Origin of the sequence: Enterobacter cloacae complex sp. 677-3DZ2D5B, from assembly GCF_004136695.1 — a bacterium.
Classification (GTDB): Bacteria; Pseudomonadota; Gammaproteobacteria; order Enterobacterales; family Enterobacteriaceae; genus Enterobacter; species Enterobacter hormaechei_C.
The window spans coordinates 1-23,905 of record NZ_QFLS01000017.1 but is presented as its reverse complement, the minus strand read 5'-3'; the positions used below and the strand labels follow the sequence as shown (position 1 = coordinate 23,905).

General features: G+C 56.3%; 29 protein-coding genes. 22 read left to right on the top strand and 7 right to left on the bottom strand.

Translation table 11 applies throughout. The features are described from left to right. Window positions 1-13: 13 nt before the first annotated feature. On the bottom strand, window positions 14-646 hold the full coding sequence (crp, locus tag DD597_RS21290; RefSeq protein WP_000242758.1) for a cAMP-activated global transcriptional regulator CRP: 633 nt from the start codon (window positions 644-646) through the stop codon (window positions 14-16). Window positions 647-956: 310 nt separating this feature from the next. Between crp and DD597_RS21285 the strand changes: the two genes are divergently transcribed. Beyond that, complete coding sequence (locus tag DD597_RS21285) at window positions 957-1,361, top strand: OsmC family protein (RefSeq protein WP_023323819.1); 405 nt, start codon at window positions 957-959, stop codon at window positions 1,359-1,361. Between the two features lie 66 nt (window positions 1,362-1,427). Here the strand turns inward: DD597_RS21285 and DD597_RS21280 are convergent, their stop codons facing one another. Genes DD597_RS21280 through DD597_RS21270 form a run of 3 tightly spaced genes read right to left on the bottom strand, consistent with a single transcriptional unit; the run spans window position 1,428 to window position 3,565 of the window. Then, window positions 1,428-2,297 (bottom strand): phosphoribulokinase, encoded by an 870-nt coding sequence (locus DD597_RS21280; RefSeq protein WP_003861663.1) that lies wholly within the window; start codon window positions 2,295-2,297, stop codon window positions 1,428-1,430. Window positions 2,298-2,327: 30 nt separating this feature from the next. Then, window positions 2,328-2,546: a YheU family protein gene (locus tag DD597_RS21275; protein WP_003861664.1), complete on the bottom strand. Its 219-nt coding sequence runs from the start codon at window positions 2,544-2,546 to the stop codon at window positions 2,328-2,330. Continuing rightward, window positions 2,543-3,565 (bottom strand): hydrolase, encoded by a 1,023-nt coding sequence (locus DD597_RS21270; protein ID WP_023314942.1) that lies wholly within the window; start codon window positions 3,563-3,565, stop codon window positions 2,543-2,545. The genes DD597_RS21275 and DD597_RS21270 overlap by 4 nt, the downstream gene beginning before the upstream one ends. A 228-nt stretch (window positions 3,566-3,793) precedes the next feature. Between DD597_RS21270 and mdcA the strand changes: the two genes are divergently transcribed. From mdcA to mdcH, 8 genes are all read left to right on the top strand, one after another. Beyond that, a complete protein-coding gene (mdcA, locus tag DD597_RS21265; protein WP_003861669.1) occupies window positions 3,794-5,449 on the top strand; it encodes a malonate decarboxylase subunit alpha in 1,656 nt (551 codons plus the stop codon). Next, window positions 5,449-6,306, top strand: a complete 858-nt coding sequence (locus DD597_RS21260) for a triphosphoribosyl-dephospho-CoA synthase (protein ID WP_129256567.1) — start codon at window positions 5,449-5,451, stop codon at window positions 6,304-6,306. The genes mdcA and DD597_RS21260 overlap by 1 nt, the downstream gene beginning before the upstream one ends. 9 nt (window positions 6,307-6,315) lie before the next feature. Beyond that, on the top strand, window positions 6,316-6,615 hold the full coding sequence (gene mdcC / locus DD597_RS21255; RefSeq protein ID WP_129256566.1) for a malonate decarboxylase acyl carrier protein: 300 nt from the start codon (window positions 6,316-6,318) through the stop codon (window positions 6,613-6,615). Continuing rightward, window positions 6,608-7,441, top strand: a complete 834-nt coding sequence (locus tag DD597_RS21250) for a biotin-independent malonate decarboxylase subunit beta (RefSeq protein ID WP_003861672.1) — start codon at window positions 6,608-6,610, stop codon at window positions 7,439-7,441. The genes mdcC and DD597_RS21250 overlap by 8 nt, the downstream gene beginning before the upstream one ends. Further along, on the top strand, window positions 7,441-8,241 hold the full coding sequence (gene mdcE / locus DD597_RS21245) for a biotin-independent malonate decarboxylase subunit gamma (protein ID WP_003861675.1): 801 nt from the start codon (window positions 7,441-7,443) through the stop codon (window positions 8,239-8,241). The genes DD597_RS21250 and mdcE overlap by 1 nt, the downstream gene beginning before the upstream one ends. Before the next feature lie 123 nt (window positions 8,242-8,364). Next, entirely contained in the window at window positions 8,365-9,324 is a 960-nt protein-coding gene (locus DD597_RS21240; RefSeq protein ID WP_023314938.1) for an AEC family transporter, read from the top strand. Between the two features lie 2 nt (window positions 9,325-9,326). Beyond that, window positions 9,327-9,944: a malonate decarboxylase holo-ACP synthase gene (locus tag DD597_RS21235; RefSeq protein ID WP_003861679.1), complete on the top strand. Its 618-nt coding sequence runs from the start codon at window positions 9,327-9,329 to the stop codon at window positions 9,942-9,944. Then, window positions 9,944-10,840, top strand: coding sequence for a malonate decarboxylase subunit epsilon (mdcH, locus tag DD597_RS21230; protein WP_003861680.1), 897 nt, complete (start codon window positions 9,944-9,946; stop codon window positions 10,838-10,840). Before DD597_RS21235 ends, mdcH begins: the two co-directional genes overlap by 1 nt. A 39-nt stretch (window positions 10,841-10,879) precedes the next feature. Here mdcH and DD597_RS21225 read toward each other — a convergent pair whose 3' ends face one another. Both DD597_RS21225 and DD597_RS21220 read right to left on the bottom strand, forming a co-directional pair. Next, entirely contained in the window at window positions 10,880-11,812 is a 933-nt protein-coding gene (locus DD597_RS21225; protein ID WP_129256565.1) for a LysR substrate-binding domain-containing protein, read from the bottom strand. Between the two features lie 15 nt (window positions 11,813-11,827). Further along, window positions 11,828-13,732, bottom strand: a complete 1,905-nt coding sequence (locus DD597_RS21220) for an ABC transporter ATP-binding protein (RefSeq protein WP_003861684.1) — start codon at window positions 13,730-13,732, stop codon at window positions 11,828-11,830. 129 nt (window positions 13,733-13,861) lie between these two features. Here DD597_RS21220 and kefG point away from each other — a divergent pair, with 129 nt between their 5' ends. The 4 genes from kefG (at window position 13,862) to slyD (ending at window position 17,120) form a co-directional block, all read left to right on the top strand. Continuing rightward, a complete protein-coding gene (gene kefG, locus DD597_RS21215) occupies window positions 13,862-14,416 on the top strand; it encodes a glutathione-regulated potassium-efflux system ancillary protein KefG (RefSeq protein WP_059288194.1) in 555 nt (184 codons plus the stop codon). Then, window positions 14,416-16,221, top strand: coding sequence for a glutathione-regulated potassium-efflux system protein KefB (gene kefB, locus DD597_RS21210; protein ID WP_003861688.1), 1,806 nt, complete (start codon window positions 14,416-14,418; stop codon window positions 16,219-16,221). Before kefG ends, kefB begins: the two co-directional genes overlap by 1 nt. Window positions 16,222-16,234: 13 nt before the next feature. Continuing rightward, window positions 16,235-16,435, top strand: coding sequence for a YheV family putative zinc ribbon protein (locus DD597_RS21205; protein ID WP_003861689.1), 201 nt, complete (start codon window positions 16,235-16,237; stop codon window positions 16,433-16,435). A 94-nt stretch (window positions 16,436-16,529) separates the two neighbouring features. Next, complete coding sequence (gene slyD, locus DD597_RS21200; protein WP_003861691.1) at window positions 16,530-17,120, top strand: peptidylprolyl isomerase; 591 nt, start codon at window positions 16,530-16,532, stop codon at window positions 17,118-17,120. A 51-nt stretch (window positions 17,121-17,171) separates the two neighbouring features. Here slyD and DD597_RS21195 read toward each other — a convergent pair whose 3' ends face one another. Then, window positions 17,172-17,390, bottom strand: a complete 219-nt coding sequence (locus tag DD597_RS21195; protein WP_003861693.1) for a protein SlyX — start codon at window positions 17,388-17,390, stop codon at window positions 17,172-17,174. 238 nt (window positions 17,391-17,628) lie between these two features. Here DD597_RS21195 and fkpA point away from each other — a divergent pair, with 238 nt between their 5' ends. The 9 genes from fkpA to DD597_RS21150 all read left to right on the top strand — a co-directional run. Further along, entirely contained in the window at window positions 17,629-18,447 is an 819-nt protein-coding gene (fkpA, locus tag DD597_RS21190; protein WP_003861695.1) for an FKBP-type peptidyl-prolyl cis-trans isomerase, read from the top strand. A 167-nt stretch (window positions 18,448-18,614) separates the two neighbouring features. After that, window positions 18,615-19,337: a transcriptional regulator gene (locus DD597_RS21185; RefSeq protein ID WP_003861697.1), complete on the top strand. Its 723-nt coding sequence runs from the start codon at window positions 18,615-18,617 to the stop codon at window positions 19,335-19,337. Continuing rightward, entirely contained in the window at window positions 19,337-19,723 is a 387-nt protein-coding gene (tusD, locus tag DD597_RS21180; protein ID WP_003861699.1) for a sulfurtransferase complex subunit TusD, read from the top strand. The genes DD597_RS21185 and tusD overlap by 1 nt, the downstream gene beginning before the upstream one ends. Continuing rightward, window positions 19,723-20,082, top strand: a complete 360-nt coding sequence (gene tusC / locus DD597_RS21175; protein ID WP_023323813.1) for a sulfurtransferase complex subunit TusC — start codon at window positions 19,723-19,725, stop codon at window positions 20,080-20,082. Before tusD ends, tusC begins: the two co-directional genes overlap by 1 nt. Before the next feature lie 7 nt (window positions 20,083-20,089). Then, entirely contained in the window at window positions 20,090-20,377 is a 288-nt protein-coding gene (gene tusB / locus DD597_RS21170) for a sulfurtransferase complex subunit TusB (protein WP_047055082.1), read from the top strand. A gap of 124 nt (window positions 20,378-20,501) precedes the next feature. Next, window positions 20,502-20,876, top strand: a complete 375-nt coding sequence (gene rpsL, locus DD597_RS21165) for a 30S ribosomal protein S12 (RefSeq protein WP_000246815.1) — start codon at window positions 20,502-20,504, stop codon at window positions 20,874-20,876. A gap of 96 nt (window positions 20,877-20,972) precedes the next feature. Continuing rightward, complete coding sequence (gene rpsG, locus DD597_RS21160) at window positions 20,973-21,443, top strand: 30S ribosomal protein S7 (RefSeq protein ID WP_003861706.1); 471 nt, start codon at window positions 20,973-20,975, stop codon at window positions 21,441-21,443. A gap of 96 nt (window positions 21,444-21,539) precedes the next feature. Beyond that, the gene (gene fusA / locus DD597_RS21155) at window positions 21,540-23,654 is read left to right on the top strand and encodes an elongation factor G (protein WP_022651946.1); all 2,115 of its coding nucleotides are present in this window, start codon (window positions 21,540-21,542) and stop codon (window positions 23,652-23,654) included. A gap of 69 nt (window positions 23,655-23,723) precedes the next feature. Continuing rightward, window positions 23,724-23,905, top strand: a 182-nt coding sequence (locus DD597_RS21150; protein ID WP_023994387.1) for a GTP-binding protein, incomplete at its 3' end; no start/stop codon positions are given.

Genomic DNA, 23,905 nt, shown 5'->3' with positions numbered 1-23,905 from the left:
CGTTTGACCGGAATTAACGGGTCCCGTAAACCACGATGGTTTTACCGTGGGCGGAGATCAGGTTCTGATCTTCCAGCATCTTCAGGATACGGCCCACTGTTTCACGGGAGCAGCCGACGATCTGACCGATTTCCTGGCGGGTAATTTTAATTTGCATACCGTCAGGGTGGGTCATGGCGTCTGGCTGTTTCGCCAGGTTCAACAGCGTCTGCGCGATACGACCGGTCACGTCCAGGAAGGCGAGGTTACCCACCTTCTCAGAGGTCACTTGCAGACGGCGTGCCATCTGGGAAGAGAGACGCATCAGGATGTCAGGGTTGACCTGAATCAGCTGACGGAATTTCTTATAAGAAATTTCAGCCACTTCACATGCTGTTTTTGCACGAACCCAGGCGCTACGTTCCTGGCCTTCTTCAAACAGGCCCAGTTCACCGATAAAATCGCCCTGGTTCAGATAAGAAAGGATCATCTCTTTCCCTTCTTCATCTTTGATCAGCACGGCCACCGAGCCTTTAACGATGTAATACAACGTTTCCGCTTTTTCACCCTGGTGAATCAGCGTGCTCTTTGATGGGTACTTATGAATGTGGCAATGAGACAAGAACCATTCGAGAGTCGGGTCTGTTTGCGGTTTGCCAAGCACCATGCGCTGTTATCCTCTGTTATAAGCTGTCACCAGAGTCATAAGATGCATCCGGACTCTGGGGTTGCAATCGAATTCTTACCCATACCTGGGAAGTCGGCTGTCGTAACGTTTCGCAGCCAGTAAAGTTTGATGTCCTCTGCATACATGTGTAACGTCAATGTATTACTGTAGCATCCAGAGTGTTTTAGCATAGCTTTCGCCGCGTGTCTCCTGGTGTCTCGCTTCAGCATGACGCAGGTCGCCTTCCGTTGCGAGAAATGTAACGTACACGTAATCTGTCATAAAAAATGCAACGTTGGAGTGAGTGAATATGCAAGCGCGTGTGAAATGGGTTGAAGGGTTAACGTTCCTGGGCGAGTCTGCTTCCGGGCACCAGGTTTTGATGGATGGCAACTCCGGCGATAAAGCGCCAAGCCCGATGGAGATGGTGCTGATGGCGGCGGGCGGATGCAGCGCGATCGACGTGGTGTCGATCCTGCAAAAAGGCCGTCATGACGTGACCGATTGTGAAGTGAAGCTGACGTCAGAACGTCGCGAAGAGGCGCCACGCCTGTTCACGCATATTAATCTGCACTTTATCGTCACTGGCAAAGAACTGAAGGATGCGGCGGTCTCGCGTGCGGTTGACCTGTCTGCGGAGAAATACTGCTCTGTGGCGTTAATGCTGGAGAAAGCGGTAAAAATCACCCATTCGTATGAAGTGATAGAGGCTTAATTATTGGGGCATCGTGCGTGTTGATGCCCTCACCCTAACCCTCTCCCACGGGGAGAGGGAACATGTTCACGCGATTTGCTTTCCTTCCATCAGCCGCTGCACCAGCGGTGTCATGATAAGTTCCATTGCCAGCCCCATTTTTCCCCCGGGCACCACTAACGTATTCATGTGCGAAATAAACGAACCCTGTAGCATCGCCAGCAGCCAGGGGTAATCAATGCCTTCCAGGTTGCGGAAGTGGATCACCACAAAGCTCTCGTCCAGCGACGGGATGCTTTTTGCAGCGAACGGGTTAGAGGTGTCCACGGTGGGGACGCGCTGGAAGTTAATGTGGGTTCGGGAGAACTGCGGCGTCAGGAAGTTGATGTAATCTTCCATGGAGCGCACCACCGAATCCATTACCGCCTCTCGCGAATGGCCGCGCTCGCTCATGTCACGCGTCAGCTTCTGGATCCACTCAAGGTTAACAATCGGCACCACCCCCACCAGCAAATCCACGTGGCGCGCCACGTCGTGCTGAGGCGTCACCACGCCGCCGTGCAATCCTTCGTAAAACAGCACGTCAGTCGGTTCCGGCAGCGGCTGCCAGGGCGTGAACGTGCCGGGGACCTGGTTCCAGGGCACGGCTTCATCGTAGGTGTGGAGATACTTGCGGGACTGCCCGGTACCGCTTTGCCCGTATTCACGGAAGGTTTGCTCCAGCAGGCCGAAGTCATTGGCCTCCGGGCCGAAGTAGCTGATGTGTTTACCCAGATCGCGCGCCTTGCGGATGGCCATATCCATCTCCGGGCGCGTGTAGCGGTGAAAGCTGTCGCCTTCTACCTCGGCCGCCCGTAAGTTAAGCTGGGCGAAGATCTTGCGGAAGGCGAGGCTGGTGGTAGTGGTTCCCGCCCCACTCGAACCCGTAACGGCAATAACCGGATGTCTGGCAGACATAGCAACTCCCTGACTGGAAAAGTGTAAAGATCAGCCATGAAACGCGTTGCGGGGCATGATATTGACCGTCTCATGCAGTTCGGACCATACCAGCACCACGTCGCCGCTTTTAAGCTGGCGCTTAACATCGTTGACCTTTTGTTCAAGCGAACGTTCATGTTCACCATAATCGGTGCCTTCGCGCAAGACAAAGCTTTCAATCAGATTATCGAGCGTTTCGGGAGAGAGATCCTGCCAGGGAATAATCATTTTTTACCGTCCAGATAGGCCGTTAACCAGTCGGGTATACGCGTCTCAAGCCACATTTTTGGCCGACGCAGCGTGCCGCCGACAAAGCCGACGTGCCCGCCGAACTCGGTGAGCTGATACTCCACGTTATCCGGCAGATAGTCAGGGGCGGGGATCGAGTGATGATCCATAAACGGATCGTCTTTGGCGTGGATAATCAGCGTGGGTTTCGTGATTTGATTCAGTAAAGGCATGGCGCTGCACTGACGGTAATAGTCAATCGCATCGGCAAAACCGTGAATTTTCGAGGTGATCAAATCATCAAACTCGCGCAGGCGCTTCACGCGTTTGAGCTGTTGCAGCGTCACAGGCAGCGTATCCGGATAGGCCTTCAGCTTGCGCGCGGCGTTGGCTTTCAGCAGGTTGAGCAGGTAGCGCTGGTACACTCGCGAAAAGCCCTTTTCCATATGATAGCTGCACTGCTCCAGCATAAACGGCGCAGAGACAATCACCGCCGCATCCAGCGGTACGGCGTCGCTCTCCTTCGCCAGCAGACAGGCCAGCATATTGCCGCCCAGCGAATACCCCACCGCTGCCGTTGGCGCCTCGCCGAAATTGTCTCTTAGCCAGCGCAGGAACCAGGTGCCGTCCTCGGTTTCACCCGAGTGATAAATGCGTTTCTGACGATTAGGCTCGCCGCTGCATCCGCGAAAATGCATCACCACCCCAAGCCAGCCGCGGGCTTTCGCCGCCTCAATGAGTCCGTGTGCGTAAGGGCTGTGCAGGCTGCCTTCCAGACCGTGAAACACCACCAGACGGGGTTTATGTCTGGCCCGATCCGGATCTTCGCTCCAGGCGAGATCCAAAAAGTCGCCATCCGGCAAATCCAGGCGTTGCCAGTGCGGGGTGAACTGTACCTTGCGGCGGATCAGGCGCGGCAGCATGGTTTGCAGGTGAGGGTTAGCCACACCGCGCATGGGCACGAACTCTGCGCTCTCTTCGGCTGCAATGTCGAAGTCTGAGGGAATGATTTGGGTCATAAGGGCGATGCTGATTCTTGTCAGAAATTAACTATACCTTCCGAATTGTACCCCGTTTAGCCCGTTTTTCCGAAACATGAACTGATCCCGATCACAAATATTTACCTCGATTATTACTCTCAGGCTAATGATTTGCCTCTACGCTTAATTGATGCCTTTCTCACCAGAGCGCACACTTTACTCAACGTTAAGCAAATCAGAATGATGTGCTGAATCAGGAGGTTAATAATGTTATCTGGGCAAACACCCACCCGGCAATGGAACACCCGACGCAGTGAGAAAGCGCGTCGTCTGGCGTCCGTACCGGTGCAGGGCAAGGTACTGCCAACCGGCGATCTTGTCGCCATGCTGGAAAAACTGATCGCACCAGGCGACAAAGTCGTTCTGGAAGGCAACAACCAGAAGCAGGCGGATTTCCTTTCCCGTTCACTGGCGGAAGTGAACCCGCAAATCGTGCACGATCTGCATATGATCATGCCGAGCGTGGGCCGCAGCGAACATCTGGACATCTTTGAGAAAGGCATCGCCCGCAAGCTCGACTTCTCCTTCTCCGGTACGCAAAGCCTGCGCATTTCGCAGCTGCTGGAGGATGGTCAGCTCGAAATCGGGGCGATTCACACCTACATCGAACTCTACTCACGTTTATACGTCGACCTTTCGCCAAACGTGGCGCTGATTGCCGGTTTTAAAGCGGACCGCAAAGGCAACCTCTATACCGGGGCGAGTACCGAAGATACCCCGGCGCTGGTGGAAGCCGCCGCGTTCCACGACGGCATCGTCATCGCGCAGGTGAACGAGCTGGTGGATGACGAGTGCGACCTTCCGCGTGTGGATATTCCGGGCTCGTGGATTGATTTTGTGGTGGTTGCCGATAAGCCGTTCTTTATCGAACCGCTTTTCACCCGCGACCCACGCCTGATCAAACAGGAACACATCCTGATGGCGATGATGGCGATTAAAGGCATCTACGCCGAACACCAGGTGCAGTCCCTGAACCACGGGATTGGCTTTAACACCGCAGCGATCGAGCTGCTGCTGCCAACCTACGGCGAACAGCTCGGACTCAAAGGCAAAATCTGTAAACACTGGACTTTGAACCCGCATCCAACGCTGATCCCGGCCATCGAAAGCGGCTGGGTGGAGAGCGTCCACTGCTTCGGCGGCGAGCTGGGGATGGAAGAGTACATCCGCGCTCGTCCGGACGTGTTCTTTACCGGTGCTGACGGCTCCATGCGCTCTAACCGCGCCTTCTGTCAGCTGGCTGGTCAGTACGCGGTCGATATGTTTATCGGCTCCACGCTACAGGTTGATGGTTACGCTAACTCCTCAACCGTGACTCGCGGCCGTCTTTCCGGCTTCGGCGGCGCGCCAAACATGGGCCACGATCCGCACGGTCGTCGCCACGCCACACCGGCCTGGCTGAACATGATCACCGAGCCTGACCCGATGCAGCGCGGTAAAAAGCTGGTTGTGCAGATGGTGGAAACCTTCCAGGCGGGCGTGAAGCCAACCTTCGTGGAAAAACTCGACGCTGTTGACGTCGCGAAAGCCTCCGGTATGCCGCTGGCGCCGGTCATGATTTACGGCGATGACGTCACCCACGTGCTGACGGAAGAGGGGATTGCTTACCTCTACCGGGCGAAAGATCTGGAAGAGCGTCGCGCCATGGTCGCCGCCGTGGCGGGTATCACCGATATCGGTCTGGGCGTTGACGCCAAACGCGTGGCGGAACTGCGCCAGAGCGGCAAGGTTGTGTATCCGGAAGATATGGGCATTCGTCGTACCGATGCCACTCGCTCTCTGCTGGCTGCGGGCAGCGTGGCTGATCTCGTTGAGTGGTCCGGTGGTCTGTATAACCCACCTGCGAAATTCCGGAGCTGGTAATGAAACTTCTGCCCCAGATCCAGGTTGAAGGCGGTGCCGAATGGCTGGCGCGAACCGCCACGCAGTGTCTGATTGACGAAGCACGTTTAAGCCCGAAGCCCGGTCTGGTGGACAGCCGGGGGAACGGCGCGCACCACGATTTATCGCTTGCGCTGATGGAGCGCTCCGCTCGCAGCCTGACCCCCACGTTTCAGGCGCTGGCGCAGCAGAGCTGGCAGCGTCCGGCAGATATTGCCCTCCGGCAAACCGTTGGCCGCCTGGGTCGCGAAGGTGAACGGCAGATGATGGCCGCTACCGACGGCGTGAACACGCACCGTGGCGCGATCTGGGCGCTGGGATTGCTGGTGAGCGCGGTGGCGATGCTGGGCGGCGATGCCCGGGCGCAAACCGTCGCGAACATCGCCGCTCAGCTGGCGAAGCTGCCGGATGACGCGGCGCCGAAAGTGTTCAGCAAGGGGTTACGCGTCACGCACCGCTACCGTGTACCGGGTGCGCGTGAAGAGGCTCAGCAGGCGTTTCCGCACATCATGCAGCGCGCGCTGCCGCAGCTTCGCCTCAGCCGTCTCAACGGCAGCAGCGAAACGCAGGCCAGACTCGACGCGCTGATGGCGATCATGACCTCGCTCACCGACACCTGCGTGCTGTCGCGCGCCGGCATGGAGGGGCTGGACGCCATGCAGAACGGCGCCCGTGCAGTGCTGAACGCCGGAGGATGCGCAACGCTCGCCGGGCAGCAGGCGCTGGCGCGGTTAGACCGTCAGATGCTGGCGCTTAACGCCTCGCCGGGCGGAGCCGCAGACCTGCTTGCCGCCACGCTGTTTCTTGACCGCGTCGAAACGCCCTATTCAAAGCATTAAGAGGATGTTATGGAAAAAATCACATTGACCGTGCCCGCCAGCCGCGAAGTAAGCGGCAGGGCGCTGGCAGGGGTAGTCGGTTCCGGGGATATGGAGGTGCTTTTCACCGCCGAACCGGGCCAGACCTTAACCATTGATATCACCACCTCCGTCGACAACAGCCGCGGGCGCTGGAAGGCGTTGTTCAACCGCCTGCAAACCGTCAGCAGCCTGCCCGCAGGTAAGCTGACCATCCACGACTTCGGCGCGACGCCGGGCGTGGCACGCATTCGTATCGAACAGGTCTTTGAAGGGGTGAATCATGCGTGATGACAGCAGCTTTATCGAACTAAAAGCGCGCCAGCGTGCACAGGCGCTGCTCGACGACGGCAGCTACCGCGAACTGCTGGATCCGTTCGAAGGCATTATTTCTCCATGGCTTGGGCCACAGGGGATTGTTCCTCAGGCTGATGACGGCATGGTGGTCGCGAAAGGGACCATCAACGGCCAGCCTGCGGTGGTGGTGGCGATTGAAGGCACCTTCCAGGGCGGCAGCATGGGCGAAGTGTCCGGCGCCAAAATGGCGGCGGCGCTGGAGCTGGCGGCGGAAGATAACCGCAACGGCATTCCGACTCAGGCGGTACTGTGCCTCGAAACCGGTGGCGTGCGTTTGCAGGAAGCCAACCTCGGCCTGGCGGCGATTGCCGATATCCACGCCGCGATCGTTGACCTGCGTCGCTATACCCCGGTCGTCGGGATTGTCGCCGGGACCGTAGGCTGCTTCGGCGGGATGTCTATCGCCGCGGCGCTGTGCAGCTATCTGATTGTGACCCGCGAAGCGCGTCTTGGCCTCAACGGCCCGCAGGTTATTGAGCAGGAAGCGGGCATTGAAGAGTACGACTCCCGCGACCGTCCGTTTATCTGGAGCATGACCGGCGGCGAAGTGCGCTATGAAAGCGGGCTGGTGGACGCGCTCGTCGGCGACGGCGTGAACGCGGTGAAAGCCGCGATGAACGAGGCCATCGCCAAAGGCGTACCGGCGAAACATCGCACCGATAACTACGACGATTATCTGAACCGTCTGACGAATTTCGACACCCGCAAACAGGCCGATGCCGAACAGATTAAAGCGCTTTTTGCCCGGGAGGTGAAATGATGACTAACTCAATTAGCCGTGGCGAACTCTGGCTGGAAACTCTGGCCCCGAACGCGAAACGTCTGGAGGGGTTATGCCCGTCCGTGCAGGCCGCAGACGGCGAGCTGAACGGTGAAACGGTGCGTTTTGTCGCCGTGGTGCCGGACGCCAACAACCACTTCCCGCGCGCGGCGCAAGGGGAAGTCGGCCTGCTGGAAGGCTGGACGCTGGCAAAAGTGGTCAGCGAAACCGTTGCCGCTGATGCAGATAAAGCCGTGAAGCGCCCGATTGTGGCGGTGATCGATGTCCCAAGCCAGGCCTATGGCCGTCGCGAAGAGGCGTTTGGCATCCACCAGGCGCTGGCCGGCGCCGCTGCCGCCTACGCTAATGCGCGGCTGGCAGGTCATCCGGTGATTGGTCTTATCGTCGGTAAGGCCATGTCCGGCGCGTTTCTGGCGCACGGCTACCAGGCTAACCGTCTGATTGCCTTCAACGATAAAGGCGTGCTGATCCACGCCATGGGCAAAGAGTCTGCGGCGCGCATTACGCTGCGTACCGTTGAGGCGCTGGAAAAACTGGCGGCAACCATCCCGCCAATGGCGTACGACATCAGCAACTACGCCACGCTGGGGCTGCTTTCCGACCTGCTGGATATCAGCAATCCGGATGCCCCTTCCGAAAGCGATCTGACGCGGGTGAAAACCACCCTGCAACAGGCCATCAGTGACGCTCGTCAGGACACCACGTTGAAAAACCGTCTGGGTGCTGACAACCGCCGCAGCTCAGCGCTCGTACGTGAACGTATGCGAGCCAGCTGGTAAGTAAAAAGAGACCTGCCAGATGCATCACCCCGTGGGCGCGCCCGTTGCGTCCACGCGGGAACCTGCATCCTGAAAATAATAAACATCGCGCCAGTGCTTAAACTTTTTTACTACAGGTGATTTATGACTTACGTAATTGTTCATGCTCTTGCACCGATTTTCGTCATCATGCTGCTGGGATTCTGGGCCGGTAAGGCAAAGATGGTCGATAACAAAAATGTTTCCCTGCTGAATATCTTCGTGATGGATTTTGCACTCCCGGCCGCGCTATTCAGCGCCACCGTGCAAACCCCGTGGACCGGCATCGTGGCGCAGTCGCCGCTGATCCTGGTGCTCACCCTGGCGATGTGGATCACCTATGCGGTCATCTACTTCCTCGCGACAAACGTATTTAAAAAATCCCCGCAAGATGCGGCCGTGCTGACGCTTACCGTCGCCTTGCCAAACTACGCGGCGCTTGGCCTGCCGATTCTGGGCAGCGTGCTGGGCGAAGGCTCTTCAACGTCGCTGTCCGTGGCGGTCTCCATCGCCTGTGGTTCAGTGCTGATGACCCCGTTCTGCCTGCTGATTCTGGAGCGTGAGAAAGCGCGCGCCGAAGGCAATAACTCCGGTTCAACGCTTTCCATGCTGCCGGTGCTGATGTGGCGCTCCATTAAAAAACCGATCGTGATGGGCCCGCTGTTGGGTGTGATCCTGTCCGCTATCGGCATCACAATGCCGGAGCTGGTGCTGGCGGCGATTAAACCGCTGGGACTGTCCGCGACCGCTGCGGCGCTGTTCCTGACCGGCGTGATCCTCTCCGCGCGTAAGCTTCAGATCAACACCATGGTGATCACTTCTACTATCGCCAAGCTGCTGATCCAGCCAGCGATTGCCTGGGGTATCGTTTTAATCTTCGGTCTGCACGGCTCCGTGGCTATCACCGCCATCCTGATGATTGCGCTGTCTGCGGGCTTCTTTGGCGTGGTGTTCGGTAACCGCTTTGGCGTGCAGTCGCCGGATGCTGAAGCCGTGCTGCTGTTGAGCTCCATACTGTGTATCCTGTCGCTGCCGCTGTTTATCTCGCTGACTTCAGGAATGTAATCATGACCACAACATTACGCCCACACGACCTCATCTGGCTTACCGCGCGCGACGCCCTGGAAGGGATTACTGAATCCTGGGTGGACGCGGCCTGGCATACCGGGCTGCCGGTAGTGGTGCGGCGTGATGTTGATAATGAAGGCCGTATTCCCGTTGGCGTGCGGGGATTGCGCCGCGACCAGCGGGCGGCCGGATGGGTGAAGCCTGAGAACGTGTTGCGCGTGGTGTCGCCCGAAGATTTGAGCGTTGCCGCCGACCTGCTGCGTTCGCCGTTTATCACCCAGCCGCCGGTTCAGGTGGCGCTTCAGCTTGCGCAGCAGTCATGGCCGTGGACGTGGGGGATAACCGGCAGTACGGGTTACGCGCTGGCGACCGGCATTCCGGTGATCCACGCCGACAGCGATCTCGATCTGCTGATCCGCGCCCCGTGTACCGTTTCCCCTGAGGCGTTTACTGACTGGCAGGCTCAGCTCAGTCGTGCGTTGTGCCGGGCGGATACACAGGTGGATACGCCCGAGGGCGGATTCGCGCTGGCGGAATGGTTACGCGACGGCAAAACGCTGTTAAAAACGCAATATGGGCCGCGCCTGGTGGCGGATCCATGGCACAGGGAGGAGTAATGAAAATACTGTTTACCTTTCCAGGGCAGGGCACACAGCATGAAGGTATGCTGCAAAACCTGCCGGGAACAGAGCTGGAGCAGGCCCGTGCTGTGCTGGGGGCGGAAGTTGATACCCTGGACAGCGCATCCTCGTTAACCCACACCCGCGCGGTTCAGCTTTCGCTGTTGATTGCAGGCGTGGCTTGGGCGCGCGAGCTGGAACGTCGCGGCGTGTCGCCGGATATCGTCAGCGGGCTGTCCATTGGCGCTTATCCTGCGGCGGTTATCGCCGGTGCGCTGGACTTTACGGACGCGCTGAAGCTGGTGGCGCTGCGCGGCGATCTGATGGAGCAGGCGTATCCCCACGGCTACGGCCTGACGGCGATAATGGGGTTGACCCTGCCCCAGGTGGAAAACCTGATTCAGGGGACAGGAACCTATATCGCTAACCTGAACGCCGAAACGCAGATCGTGATTGCCGGAGCCGATGACGGCATGGCGCAGGTAGCCGAACGCGCGCTGGCGAAGGGCGCGAACAAGGCCAAACGGCTGGCGGTAAGCGTGCCGTCGCACTGTGAATTGCTGGCGGAACCGGCGCAGAAGCTGGCCGCGGCGTTTGAATCAGTCACGCTTTCACGCCCCCGCTGCGCGTACCTGAGCGGCAGTACCGGGCGCGTGCTTTGGCAGCCAGAGAAAATTGCCGACGACCTGGCGATGAATATGGCGCGAACCGTGCGCTGGCAGGAGGCGGTGATTTCCGCTAACGAGCGCGAAGCGCGTCTGGCGATTGAGATGCCGCCTGGGGGTATTCTGACCTGTCTGACGCGGCAGGCGGCGTGGGAAGGCGAATCCATTTCGCTGGAGCGCAGCGGAGTGGACGTGGCGGTGCATCTGGCGGGTCGGCTTCAGCGGTGACTTTTTGCCCGGTAAGCGTAGCGCCACCGGGTAATAACATCAGGCACTATCCTGCAAACTTCTGGCATACATCCGCCCTTCCGCGGCCAGCGCCCGCAGGCTCGGATCCTGCTCGCGGTTGCGGGCAAAGACGATCGCAATCAGCTGCTGCATCTGGTACGGCTGCGCCAGCTTCAGTAGCTGCACCGAATTTTCGTACACTTTCTTCATCCTGCCCGGCATCAGCGTAAACCCGACTCCCGCCTGCACCAGGCTCAGCATCGAGAAGATATCGTTCACGCGCGTCACAATCTCCGGCTCGAAACCGGCGATATGAAACGCTTCCTGAAACCCGGCGTAAGTGGCGAACCCTTCCGCGAGGGCGACGAACTTCCGATCTTTATAGTCGCGCAGATCGGCGGGGCCGCTGGTATTGAGCGTGGCAGAAGCCGGTGCGGCAAGGAAAATATCGTCATGGAACAGAGGAAGCACTTCGAGGCTGTTACGGTCGATATCGCTTTCGGAGATAGAGATTAAAATCGCATCCAGCGATCCCTCATCCAGCATATGGAGCAGGGTTTCGTTCGAGCCCATCGTCAGATCCATCTCCAGATCCGGACGGCGCAGCTTCATGCCCATTATCAGGCGCGGCACGGTTTCCAGAGTCAGCGAGTAGAGCGTGCCGACGCGCAACCGTCCCTGGCCGATACCGGCGATCTTGCGCGACTCTTCCAGCCCGCGCTCCATCACCTGCATCACCTCCTGACAATACTCCAGCAGCGTCCATGCGGAGGGGAGGGCAATCAGGTTACGCCCTTTGTGAGCAAAGAGCGGGCAGCGGACGTTCTCTTCGAGGGTATGCAGCGCGCGGTGCACGCTGACACCGCTCAGGCCGAGCGTTTCGGCGGTACGTGCGATATTGCCCTTCTCCATAAACGTCATGAAGATGCTGAGCTTACGGAATGTAATCTCGCTCGTGGTATCGAAGCTCATAGCCCTCCCGGCGTGTTAGTCGGCTTGCAGCATCGCTTCCAGCTGTTCCTGCGCATCCAGCCATGCCATTTCGCACTCTTCGAGGCTGGATTTGGTTTTCGCCTGAGTTTGCAGACAGTCCGTCAGCTCCGCTTTGCGGCTCTGATCGTACAGTTCGCTGTCGCCCAGCTTCTCTTCGACGGCAGCAAGCGTGGCGTTGAGCTTTTCCATCTCTTTTTCGAGGCGGGCAATCTCTTTACGCAGCGGTTGCGTCTGGGTGCGCAGCTCCGCTTCACGGCGCTTCTGGTCTTTACGCGCCTGGGCGCTGTTGGCGTTGTCTTTCGCTGACTCTTCCGGCTGGTTTTCCTGCTTCTGCACGTCCGTCAGCCACTGCTGGTAGTCTTCCAGGTCGCCGTCAAACGGTTCGACTTTGCCGCCGTGTACCAGATAGAGATCGTCGGTGGTGGAGCGGATCAGGTGGCGATCGTGCGACACGACAACCAGCGCCCCTTCGAACTCAATCAGCGCTTCGGTCAGCGCCTGACGCATGTCGAGATCGAGGTGGTTGGTTGGTTCATCAAGCAGCAGCAGGTTTGGACGCTGCCAGACGATCAGCGCCAGTACCAGACGCGCTTTTTCACCACCGGAGAAACGCGCTGTATTTTCAGTCACCTTATCGCCCTGGAAGCCAAAGCCGCCGAGGTAGTCGCGCAGCTTCTGCTCCATTTCCTGCGGCGCCAGGCGCGCCAGGTGCTGGATCGGCGATTCATCCGCGCGTAAAAATTCCAGCTGATGCTGGGCGAAGTAGCCAAGCTTGATGCCTTTCGCCAGGCCGATTTCGCCGCTGACCGGGTTAAGCTCGCCCGCCAGCAGCTTGATCAGCGTCGATTTACCGGCGCCGTTACGCCCCAGCAGGCCAATGCGTGAACCTGGCACCAGGTTGAGCTTGATAGAGTCGAGGATAATGCGATCGCCATAGCCCGCGCTCACTTTTTCCATTTTCAGCAGCGGGTTCGGCAGGCTCTCCGGCTCGCGGAAACTGAAGTGGAATGGGTTATCCACATGCGCGGGAGCGATCATCTCCATGCGTTCCAGCATCTTGATGCGGCTCTGCGCCTGCTTGGCTTTTGACGCCTTGGCCTTGAAGCGATCCACAAAGCTTTGCAGGTGCGCCACGCGCTGCTGCTGGCTTTCATACATCGCCTGTTGCTGGGCAAGGCGCGTCGCGCGCTGGCGCTCGAAAGAGCTGTAGTTGCCGGTGTATTCGAACATGCTTTGCTGTTCGATATGAATGATTTTATCCACCACCGGATCGAGGAAGTCGCGGTCGTGGGAGATCAGAATCAGAGTGCCCTGATAGCTCTTGAGCCACTTCTCCAGCCAAATAACCGCATCGAGATCGAGGTGGTTGGTGGGTTCATCGAGCAGCAGGAGGTCGGAGCGGCAGATCAGCGCCTGCGCCAGGTTGAGGCGCATACGCCAGCCGCCGGAGAAATCGCTCACCGGGCGTTCAAGCTGTTCGTTGCTGAAACCCAGGCCGTGCAGCAGGCTGGAGGCGCGGGAGCGAATGGTCCAGGCATCGATGGCGTCCAGCTTGCCGTGGACGGTGGCGATGGCGTGGCCGTCGTTGCGTTCGTTGGCGGCGTTGAGTTCTGCTTCGAGCTTGCGGTATTCACGGTCGCCGTCGATAACATAGTCGAGCGCGGGTTCGCTCAGTGCGGGCGTCTCCTGGTTCACCCAGGCGAGCTGCCAGTTGCCCGGGAAGGTAAAGTTACCGCCATCCGCGCTTATCTCGTTTTTCAGCAGTGCCAGCAGGGTAGATTTACCGCAGCCGTTTTTGCCGACCAGCCCCACTTTCTGGCCCGGGTTGATGGTAGCAGTCGCGTTATCCAGCAGGACGCGCACGCCGCGACGAATTTGTAACGAGGAGAAAACAATCATAGAAGCGCCGTATGTTCCGACTATGTTAATTTGTCATTATGATAATGTAAGGTGTGGGCCATTTTCCCCACCGGGCCGCCATGGTAGCCCAAAACGACAACAATACACAAAAACAGAACCGGGAGGGGAATGATGTCTCAGACAGCGAAAGTGCTGCTGCTATATGCCCATCCGGAATCACAGGACTCGGTGGCGAACCGGGTGCTGCTTAAGCCGGCCACACAGCTCAGTAACGTAACGGTGCACGATCTCTACGCGCACTATCCCGATTTTTTTATCGATATTCCTTACGAGCAGGAACTGCTGCGTCAGCACGACGTGATTGTGTTCCAGCATCCGCTTTATACCTACAGCTGTCCGGCACTGCTGAAAGAGTGGCTGGACCGCGTGCTGAGCCGGGGCTTCTCCAGCGGGGTGGGGGGCAACCAGCTGGCGGGAAAGTACTGGCGGAGTGTCATTACCACCGGTGAGCCGGAAAGCGCTTACCGTCACGACGGGCTGAACCGTTACCCCATGAGCGACATTCTGCGGCCGTTTGAGCTGACGGCGGCGATGTGCCGTATGCACTGGATGAGCCCAATTATTATCTACTGGGCACGGCGGCAGGATCCGAAAGCGCTGGCGAGCCATGCCAGGGCCTATGGCGAATGGCTGGCGTCACCGATTCCGGCGGGAGGACGCTAATGGACGGTTCGAATTTACTCCTTGCCGGGGTGCTGTTTTTGTTCGCCGCCGTCGTCGCGGTCCCGCTTGCCGCGCGTCTCGGCATTGGCGCGGTGCTGGGTTATTTGCTGGCGGGGATAGCCATTGGCCCCTGGGGGCTTGGGTTTATCAGCGATGTGGATGAAATTCTCCACTTCTCTGAACTGGGCGTGGTCTTCCTGATGTTCATCATTGGCCTTGAGCTGAACCCCTCCAAGCTGTGGCAGCTGCGGCAATCTATTTTTGGCGTCGGGGCGGCGCAGGTGTTACTCAGCGCGGCCATTCTCGCGGGACTGCTGATGTTGACGCAGTTTTCCTGGCAGGCCGCGGTGATTGGCGGGATCGGTCTTGCGATGTCGTCGACGGCGATGGCGCTTCAGCTGATGCGCGACAAAGGGATGAACCGCAACGAGGCGGGGCAACTGGGCTTTTCGGTGCTGCTGTTCCAGGATTTAGCGGTGATCCCGGCGCTGGCGCTGGTGCCGCTGCTGGCGGGATCCGGAGACGATCATTTCGACTGGATGAAGATCTCCATGAAGGTGCTGGCCTTCGCGGGGATGCTGATCGGCGGACGGTTTTTACTGCGTCCGGTATTCCGGTTTATTGCAGCATCCGGCGTGCGCGAGGTATTCACCGCCGCAACGCTGCTGCTGGTGCTTGGCTCAGCGCTGTTTATGGATGCGCTGGGGCTGTCGATGGCGCTTGGGACGTTTATCGCCGGGGTGCTGCTTGCGGAAAGCGAGTACCGCCACGAGCTGGAGACCGCCATCGATCCGTTTAAGGGGCTGCTGCTAGGGCTGTTCTTTATCTCGGTGGGTATGGCGCTTAATCTTGGCGTGCTCTATACCCATCTGCTGTGGGTTATTGCGAGTGTCGCCGTGCTGGTGGCGGTCAAAACGCTGGTGCTGTATCTCCTCGCGAGGATTTACGGGCTGCGCAGCTCGGAAAGAATGCAGTTTTCCAGCGTGTTAAGCCAGGGGGGAGAATTTGCGTTTGTGCTGTTTTCCACGGCGTCGTCTCAGAAGCTGTTCAAAGATGACCAGATGGCGCTGCTGCTGGTGACGGTCACGCTGTCGATGATGACCACCCCGCTGCTGATGAAGCTGGTGGACAAACTGCTGTCGCGCCGCCTGAATCCCGCAGACGATGAAGACGAAGCGCCGTGGGTGGAAGATGATAAACCGCAGGTGATCGTCGTGGGCTTTGGTCGCTTCGGACAGGTGATTGGTCGCCTGTTGATGGCGAACAAAATGCGCATCACGGTGCTGGAGCGCGATATCAGCGCCGTCAACCTGATGCGCAAATATGGTTATAAGGTGTACTACGGCGATGCGACGCAGCTTGAGCTGTTGCGCTCGGCGGGCGCAGAGGCTGCGGAGTCCATCGTCATCACCTGTAACGATCCGGAAGACACGATGAAGCTGGTGGAGCTGTGCCAGCAGCATTTCCCGCATCTGCATATTCTGGCGCGTGCGCGTGGACGTGTGGAGGCTCACGAACTTTTGCAGGCGGGTGTGAAACACTTCTCCCGCGAAACCTTCTCCAGCGCGCTGGAGCTGGGACGCAAGGCGCTGGTTTCGCTGGGTATGCATCCTCATCAGGCGCAACGCGCCCAGATGCATTTCCGCAGGCTGGATATGCGAATGCTGCGTGAACTGATGCCCGTGCACAGCGACACGGCGCAGATCTCCCGCGTGCGGGAAGCGCGTCGCGAACTGGAGGAGATCTTCCAGCGTGAGATGCAACAGGAACGACGCCAGCTCGACGGCTGGGATGAATTTGAATAAAGGGTAACGAAAGATGGCTGTACGTAAACGCTTTATCGCGGGCGCAAAATGCCCATCCTGCCAGGCGCAAGATACGCTGGCCATGTGGCGTGAAAATAATATCGATATCGTTGAATGTGTTAAGTGCGGTCACCAGATGCGTGAGGCCGACAAAGAAGCCCGCGATCATGTTCGCAAAGAAGAGCAAGTGATCGGCATTTTTCATCCAGACTAGCGATATGCTCTGAGTTTTTTTAAGCTTAAGGGTACACGGGTGCAGATTTCCGCTACAATCTGCGCCAGCAATTTTCCCACGCTCAGGAGATATCATGAAAGTAGCAAAAGACCTGGTGGTCAGCCTAGCCTATCAGGTACGTACAGAAGACGGTGTGTTGGTTGATGAGTCTCCGGTGAGTGCGCCGCTGGACTACCTGCATGGTCACGGTTCCCTGATTTCCGGCCTGGAAACGGCGCTGGAAGGCCATGAAGTTGGCGACAAATTCGACGTTGCTGTAGGCGCGAACGACGCTTACGGTCAGTATGACGACAACCTGGTTCAGCGCGTTCCTAAAGACGTATTCATGGGCGTTGACGAGTTGCAGGTTGGCATGCGCTTCCTGGCGGAAACTGACCAGGGTCCGGTTCCGGTTGAAATCACTGAAGTTGAAGACGACCACGTTGTAGTTGACGGCAACCACATGCTGGCGGGTCAGAACCTGAAGTTCAACGTAGAAGTTGTTGCGATCCGTGAAGCGACTGAAGAAGAGCTGGCTCATGGCCACGTTCACGGTGCGCACGGTCACGACCATGACCACGATCACGGCCATGACGGCTGCTGCGGTGGTCACGGCCACGACCATGGTCATGACCACGGCCACGGTAAAGGTGGTTGCGGTAACGGCGGCTGCGGTTGCCACTGATTCCGTACTCCGGAAAATAAAAAAGCGGGATAATCCCGCTTTTTTTACGCCTCAATAATGAGGTGGTGGCGTCTCTTCTGACTGAGAGGCAATGTTTGACGGCTGCGTGGCCTTCAGCTTTTCCGTCAGCAGGCGCATGTGATCGCGCAGTTTTGCCATTTCAAGCTCATGGGCCGTCACGGTCTGGTTCAGTTCTTCGATGGTGATGTCCTGAAAAGCCAGGCGGCTTTCCAGCTCAGCCAGTCTCGCTTCGATCGTTGTATCCTTCATCATTCACCTCGTTTATCTGTCGTTCGCCATAATGGACCAGCGGCGGCGAAGTTTAGCTGACTTTTTCCTTAAGTACAGTATCCATCTCCCTGACAAGAAACTTATTTAAACAAAAATAGTCTGAAAAGAAGCGACATTCGGGGGAGTCTGTCTGTAGATTTCTTCCACAACGTTTTATAGTACGTCACTCATTTACGTTTAACACTGGGGTGAGAGACCTCAGGTCCTGGAGATATGGATGAAATCACTGTTTAAAGTTACGCTGCTGGCGACCACTATGGCTGTAGCGCTCAATGCGCCGCTGTCTTTCGCTGCTGATACTGCTGCGAAGCCTGCTGCGACTACAGACAGCAAAGCGGCATTCAAAAATGACGACCAGAAATCCGCCTACGCACTTGGCGCGTCTCTGGGTCGTTACATGGAAAACTCTCTGAAAGAACAAGAGAAACTGGGCATCAAACTGGACAAAAACCAGCTGATCGCAGGGGTCCAGGATGCGTTCGCAGACAAGAGCAAACTGTCTGACCAGGAAATCGAGCAGACTCTGCAAGCGTTTGAAGCGCGCGTGAAAGGCGCCGCTCAGACCAAGATGGAAGCAGATGCTAAAGATAACGAAGCGAAAGGCAAAGCCTACCGCGACAAGTTCGCTAAAGAGAAAGGCGTTAAAACGTCTTCTACTGGCCTGATCTATAAGGTTGAGAAAGAAGGTACTGGCGACGCGCCTAAAGACAGCGACACCGTTGTGGTGAACTACAAAGGTACGCTGATCGACGGTAAAGAGTTCGATAACTCTTATACCCGTGGTGAGCCTCTCTCCTTCCGTCTGGATGGTGTGATCCCGGGCTGGACCGAAGGCCTGAAGAACATCAAGAAAGGCGGTAAAATCAAGCTGGTCATCCCACCGGATCTGGCTTACGGCAAAACCGGCGTTCCGGGTATCCCGGCTAACTCCACGCTGGTATTTGATGTAGAACTGCTGGACATCAAACCGGCGCCGAAAGCGGATGCGAAAACAGACGCACCGGCTGACGACAAAGCCGCAGCAGCTAAGAAGTAATGCTGAAAAAAACCGCCGCCTTTACAGGCGGCGGTTTTTTTATTGTGGGGCAGATATAATTAACACTGGAAAGCGTTATACACGCTGTATTAATTTAGTTGTCCGTGTAGATAATGAGCCTGCCCTGAAAACCTAACGACAGGCTCCTGAAAAGGAGTGTTTTTTTCATGTCCAGGTCGCTTTTAACCAACGAAACCAGTGAACTTGATTTGCTGGATCAACGTCCATTTGATCAGACCGACTTCGATATTCTGAAATCCTACGAAGCGGTAGTGGACGGGTTAGCGATGCTCATTGGTTCCCACTGCGAAATCGTATTGCATTCCCTGCAAGATCTTAAGTGTTCCGCTATCCGCATTGCGAATGGTGAGCACACTGGCCGTAAAATTGGTTCGCCAATCACCGACCTTGCATTGCGTATGTTGCATGACATGACCGGCGCGGACAGCAGCGTCTCAAAATGCTATTTCACCCGCGCCAAAAGCGGCGTGCTGATGAAATCAGAAACGATCGCGATTAGAAACCGCGAACACCGGGTAATCGGTTTGCTGTGCATCAACATGAACCTTGATGTGCCATTCTCGCAAATCATGAGCACCTTCATCCCGCCAGAAACGCCGGACGTGGGCTCATCGGTGAACTTTGCTTCTTCGGTTGAGGATCTCGTGACCCAGACGCTGGAGTTCACCATTGAAGAGGTGAATGCCGATCGCAACGTATCCAACAACGCCAAGAATCGTCAGATCGTCCTGAACCTCTATGAGAAAGGGATTTTTGATATCAAAGATGCCATCAACCAGGTGGCCGATCGCCTGAATATCTCCAAACACACGGTTTACCTCTATATTCGCCAGTTCAAAAGCGGCGACTTTCTGGGACAAGACAAGTAATGCGTTTTGCGTTAATGGTGACGGGCCCGGCGTACGGTACCCAGCAGGCCAGCAGCGCGCTACAGTTTGCCCATGCGCTGCTTGATGCCGGTCATGAACTGGCAAGCGTCTTCTTCTATCGTGAAGGGGTCTATAACGCGAACCAGTTTACGTCCCCGGCGAGCGATGAGTTTGACCTTGTGCGCGCCTGGCAAAAATTAAACGAAACGCAGGGCGTTGACCTGCATATCTGCGTCGCGGCGGCACTGCGTCGCGGCGTGACGGATGCGACCGAAGCCGAACGCCTTGGTCTGGCGGGGGCTAACCTGCAACCAGGCTTTTCCCTCAGTGGTCTAGGTGCCCTGGCACAGGCGGCGTTGACCTGCGACAGAGTGGTGCAATTTTGATGAAGCGTGTAGCGTTTGTTTTTACTTCTGCGCCGCATGGCAGCGCTTCAGGCCGGGAAGGGCTGGATGCATTGCTCGCGACATCGGCATTAACCGAAGATATCGGCGTCTTCTTTTTAGGCGATGGCGTATTCCAGCTTCTGGCAGGCCAACAACCGCAGGCCATTCTTGCGCGCGACTACATTGCGACCTTTAAAGTTCTGCCGCTCTATGACATTGAAACCTTCTATGTGTGCGCCGACTCGCTGGCCGCGCGTGGGTTAAACGAGATAACACCGTTCGTGCTGGACGTGACGATCCTGACATCTGCTGCGCTGCGCGAACAACTCTCTCACTACGATACCGTTCTGACTTTCTGAGGCTGTCATGCTCCATACCCTGAGCCGTTCACCGTGGCAATGTGATATCGACACGTTACTGAGCATGCTGCGCGAAGGTGATGATCTGCTGCTGATTCAGGATGGCGTGCTCGCGGCGCTTGAAGGCAGCCGTTTTGTTGAAATCCTCGCGAATGCCCCCATTACAGTCTCTGCGCTGAAAGAGGATCTGGATGCGCGGGGTCTTTCTGGTCAAATTTCAGCCAAAATTGACGTGGTTGGCTATACTGAATTCGTCAATCTTACTGTGACGCACGCCAGTCAAATGAACTGGTGATTTGAGATCGCTGTATATTTCTTGACACCTTTTCGACGTAGCCCTAAAATTTCGCGTCCTCATATTGTATGAGGTCGTTTTATTACGTGTTTACGAAGCAAAAGCTAAAACCAGGAGCTATTTAATGGCAACAGTTAACCAGCTGGTACGCAAACCACGTGCACGCAAAGTTGCAAAAAGCAACGTGCCTGCGCTGGAAGCCTGCCCGCAGAAACGTGGCGTATGTACTCGTGTATATACCACCACTCCTAAAAAACCAAACTCCGCACTGCGTAAAGTATGCCGTGTGCGTTTGACTAACGGTTTTGAAGTGACTTCCTACATCGGTGGTGAAGGTCACAACCTTCAGGAGCACTCCGTGATCCTGATCCGTGGCGGTCGTGTTAAAGACCTTCCGGGTGTTCGTTACCACACCGTTCGTGGTGCGCTGGACTGCTCAGGTGTTAAAGACCGTAAGCAGGCTCGCTCCAAGTACGGCGTGAAGCGTCCTAAGGCTTAATGGTTCTCCGTTAAGTAAGGCCAAACTGATTTATCTTAATGTCAAACTAAACTCGTAGAGTTTTGGACAATCCTGAATTAACAACGGAGTAATCCCATGCCACGTCGTCGCGTCATTGGTCAGCGTAAAATTCTTCCAGATCCGAAATTCGGATCAGAACTGCTGGCAAAATTTGTAAATATCCTGATGGTAGATGGTAAAAAATCTACCGCAGAAGCAATCGTATACAGCGCGCTGGAGACCCTGGCTCAGCGTTCTGGTAAAAATGAACTGGAAGCCTTCGAAGTCGCTCTCGACAACGTGCGCCCGACTGTAGAAGTTAAGTCTCGCCGCGTTGGTGGTTCTACTTATCAGGTTCCAGTTGAAGTTCGTCCGGTTCGTCGTAATGCTCTGGCAATGCGTTGGATCGTTGAAGCTGCTCGTAAACGCGGTGATAAATCCATGGCTCTGCGTCTGGCGAACGAACTTTCTGATGCTGCGGAAAACAAAGGTACCGCAGTTAAGAAACGTGAAGACGTTCACCGTATGGCAGAAGCCAACAAGGCGTTCGCACACTACCGTTGGTAATCCCTTCGGAGTCGTAGTCACCAGGCGGGCGCTTCAGAGAAGCCGCCCGCTCTGGGTAACTTAACTGAACGCCTAAAGATATAAACGAGGAATCAAATGGCTCGTACAACACCCATCGCACGCTACCGTAACATCGGTATCAGTGCGCACATCGACGCCGGTAAAACCACTACTACCGAACGTATTCTGTTCTACACCGGTGTAAACCATAAAATCGGTGAAGTTCATGACGGCGCAGCCACCATGGACTGGATGGAACAGGAGCAGGAGCGTGGTATTACTATCACCTCCGCAGCGACTACTGCATTCTGGTCAGGTATGGCTAAGCAGTACGAACCGCATCGCGTAAACATCATCGACACCCCAGGGCACGTTGACTTCACCATCGAAGTAGAACGTTCCATGCGTGTTCTTGACGGCGCGGTAATGGTTTATTGCGCAGTTGGTGGTGTTCAGCCACAGTCTGAAACCGTATGGCGTCAGGCAAACAAATATAAAGTTCCACGCATCGCGTTCGTTAACAAAATGGACCGTATGGGTGCTAACTTCCTGAAAGTTGTTGGCCAGATCAAAACCCGTCTGGGCGCGAACCCTGTTCCGCTTCAGCTGGCAATTGGTGCTGAAGAAGGCTTCACCGGCGTTATCGACCTGGTGAAAATGAAAGCCATCAACTGGAACGAAGCAGATGCGGGCGTTACCTTCGAATACGAAGATATCCCGGCAGAGATGCAGGACCTGGCTGACGAATGGCACCAGAACCTGATCGAATCCGCAGCAGAAGCTTCTGAAGAGCTGATGGAAAAATACCTGGGTGGTGAAGAACTGTCTGAGCAAGAGATCAAATCTGCTCTGCGTCAGCGCGTTCTGAACAACGAAATCATCCTGGTAACCTGTGGTTCTGCGTTCAAGAACAAAGGTGTTCAGGCGATGCTGGATGCGGTAGTTGACTACCTGCCATCCCCGATTGACGTTCCTGCGATCAACGGCATCCTGGACGACGGTAAAGATACTCCGGCTGAGCGTCACGCAAGTGATGAAGAGCCATTCTCTGCACTGGCGTTCAAAATTGCTACCGACCCATTCGTGGGTAACCTGACCTTCTTCCGCGTTTACTCTGGTGTGGTTAACTCCGGTGACACCATCCTGAACTCCGTGAAAGCGGCGCGTGAACGTTTTGGCCGTATCGTACAGATGCACGCTAACAAACGTGAAGAGATCAAAGAAGTTCGTGCGGGCGACATCGCTGCTGCTATCGGTCTGAAAGACGTGACCACTGGTGACACTCTGTGTGACCCGGATCACCCGATCATTCTGGAGCGTATGGAATTCCCTGAGCCGGTAATCTCCATCGCAGTTGAACCAAAAACCAAAGCTGACCAGGAAAAAATGGGTCTGGCTCTGGGCCGTCTGGCGAAAGAAGACCCATCATTCCGTGTATGGACTGATGAAGAATCTAACCAGACCATCATCGCTGGTATGGGTGAACTGCACCTGGACATCATCGTTGACCGTATGAAGCGTGAATTCAACGTTGAAGCGAACGTGGGTAAACCTCAGGTTGCTTACCGCGAAGCGATTCGCGCGAAAGTTACCGACGTTGAAGGTAAACACGCTAAGCAGTCTGGTGGTCGCGGTCAGTACGGTCACGTTGTGATCGACATGTACCCACTGGAGCCGGGCTCTAACCCGAAAGGTTACGAGTTCATCAACGACATCAAAGGTGGTGTAATTCCTGGCGAATACATCCCTGCCGTTGATAAAGGCATCCAGGAGCAGCTGAAAGCTGGTCCTCTGGCTGGTTACCCGGTTGTAGACATGGGTGTTCGTCTGCACTTCGGTTCTTACCACGACGTTGACTCCTCTGAACTGGCGTTTAAACTGGCTGCGTCTATTGCCTTTAAAGAAGGCTTTAAGAAAGCAAAACCAGTTCTGCTTGAGCCGATCATGAAGGTTGAAGTAGAAACTCCTGAAGAGAACACCGGTGACGTTATCGGTGACTTGAGCCGTCGTCGCGGTATGCTGCGTGGTCAGGAATCCGAAGTAACTGGCGTTAAGATCCACGCTGAAGTTCCGCTGTCTGAAATGTTCGGATATGCAACTCAGCTGCGTTCTCTGACCAAAGGTCGTGCATCATACACTATGGAATTCCTGAAGTATGATGATGCGCCGAACAACGTTGCTCAGGCCGTTATCGAAGCCCGTGGTAAGTAATCCACAGGATTAAAACCTAAGTCCCGTGCTCTCTCCGAAGGGGAGAGCACTATAGTAAGGAATATAGCCGTGTCTAAAGAAAAATTTGAACGTACAAAACCGCACGTCAACGTTGGTACTATCGGCCACGTTGACCATGGTAAAACTACCCTGACTGCTGCAATCACTACCGTACTGGCTAAAACCTACGGCGGTGCTGCTCGTGCTTTCGACCAGATCGATAACGCACCAGAAGAAAAAGCTCGTGGTAG

Bases quoted from the DNA above. Each gene is read 5' to 3' on its own strand.
- DD597_RS21225 (WP_129256565.1), bottom strand. From the start codon at position 11,812: ATGAGCTTCGATACCACGAGCGAGATTACATTCCGTAAGCTCAGCATC.
- mdcA (WP_003861669.1), top strand. From the start codon at position 3,794: ATGTTATCTGGGCAAACACCCACCCGGCAATGGAACACCCGACGCAGT.
- DD597_RS21205 (WP_003861689.1), top strand. From the start codon at position 16,235: ATGGCTGTACGTAAACGCTTTATCGCGGGCGCAAAATGCCCATCCTGC.
- mdcH (WP_003861680.1), top strand. From the start codon at position 9,944: ATGAAAATACTGTTTACCTTTCCAGGGCAGGGCACACAGCATGAAGGT.
- crp (WP_000242758.1), bottom strand. From the start codon at position 646: ATGGTGCTTGGCAAACCGCAAACAGACCCGACTCTCGAATGGTTCTTG.
- tusD (WP_003861699.1), top strand. From the start codon at position 19,337: ATGCGTTTTGCGTTAATGGTGACGGGCCCGGCGTACGGTACCCAGCAG.
- tusB (WP_047055082.1), top strand. From the start codon at position 20,090: ATGCTCCATACCCTGAGCCGTTCACCGTGGCAATGTGATATCGACACG.
- fkpA (WP_003861695.1), top strand. From the start codon at position 17,629: ATGAAATCACTGTTTAAAGTTACGCTGCTGGCGACCACTATGGCTGTA.
- DD597_RS21185 (WP_003861697.1), top strand. From the start codon at position 18,615: ATGTCCAGGTCGCTTTTAACCAACGAAACCAGTGAACTTGATTTGCTG.
- rpsG (WP_003861706.1), top strand. From the start codon at position 20,973: ATGCCACGTCGTCGCGTCATTGGTCAGCGTAAAATTCTTCCAGATCCG.
- rpsL (WP_000246815.1), top strand. From the start codon at position 20,502: ATGGCAACAGTTAACCAGCTGGTACGCAAACCACGTGCACGCAAAGTT.
- mdcE (WP_003861675.1), top strand. From the start codon at position 7,441: ATGACTAACTCAATTAGCCGTGGCGAACTCTGGCTGGAAACTCTGGCC.
- DD597_RS21280 (WP_003861663.1), bottom strand. From the start codon at position 2,297: ATGTCTGCCAGACATCCGGTTATTGCCGTTACGGGTTCGAGTGGGGCG.
- mdcC (WP_129256566.1), top strand. From the start codon at position 6,316: ATGGAAAAAATCACATTGACCGTGCCCGCCAGCCGCGAAGTAAGCGGC.
- DD597_RS21240 (WP_023314938.1), top strand. From the start codon at position 8,365: ATGACTTACGTAATTGTTCATGCTCTTGCACCGATTTTCGTCATCATG.
- kefG (WP_059288194.1), top strand. From the start codon at position 13,862: ATGATGTCTCAGACAGCGAAAGTGCTGCTGCTATATGCCCATCCGGAA.
- kefB (WP_003861688.1), top strand. From the start codon at position 14,416: ATGGACGGTTCGAATTTACTCCTTGCCGGGGTGCTGTTTTTGTTCGCC.
- DD597_RS21250 (WP_003861672.1), top strand. From the start codon at position 6,608: ATGCGTGATGACAGCAGCTTTATCGAACTAAAAGCGCGCCAGCGTGCA.
- DD597_RS21275 (WP_003861664.1), bottom strand. From the start codon at position 2,546: ATGATTATTCCCTGGCAGGATCTCTCTCCCGAAACGCTCGATAATCTG.
- DD597_RS21220 (WP_003861684.1), bottom strand. From the start codon at position 13,732: ATGATTGTTTTCTCCTCGTTACAAATTCGTCGCGGCGTGCGCGTCCTG.
- fusA (WP_022651946.1), top strand. From the start codon at position 21,540: ATGGCTCGTACAACACCCATCGCACGCTACCGTAACATCGGTATCAGT.
- DD597_RS21285 (WP_023323819.1), top strand. From the start codon at position 957: ATGCAAGCGCGTGTGAAATGGGTTGAAGGGTTAACGTTCCTGGGCGAG.
- DD597_RS21195 (WP_003861693.1), bottom strand. From the start codon at position 17,390: ATGAAGGATACAACGATCGAAGCGAGACTGGCTGAGCTGGAAAGCCGC.
- tusC (WP_023323813.1), top strand. From the start codon at position 19,723: ATGAAGCGTGTAGCGTTTGTTTTTACTTCTGCGCCGCATGGCAGCGCT.
- DD597_RS21270 (WP_023314942.1), bottom strand. From the start codon at position 3,565: ATGACCCAAATCATTCCCTCAGACTTCGACATTGCAGCCGAAGAGAGC.
- slyD (WP_003861691.1), top strand. From the start codon at position 16,530: ATGAAAGTAGCAAAAGACCTGGTGGTCAGCCTAGCCTATCAGGTACGT.
- DD597_RS21235 (WP_003861679.1), top strand. From the start codon at position 9,327: ATGACCACAACATTACGCCCACACGACCTCATCTGGCTTACCGCGCGC.
- DD597_RS21260 (WP_129256567.1), top strand. From the start codon at position 5,449: ATGAAACTTCTGCCCCAGATCCAGGTTGAAGGCGGTGCCGAATGGCTG.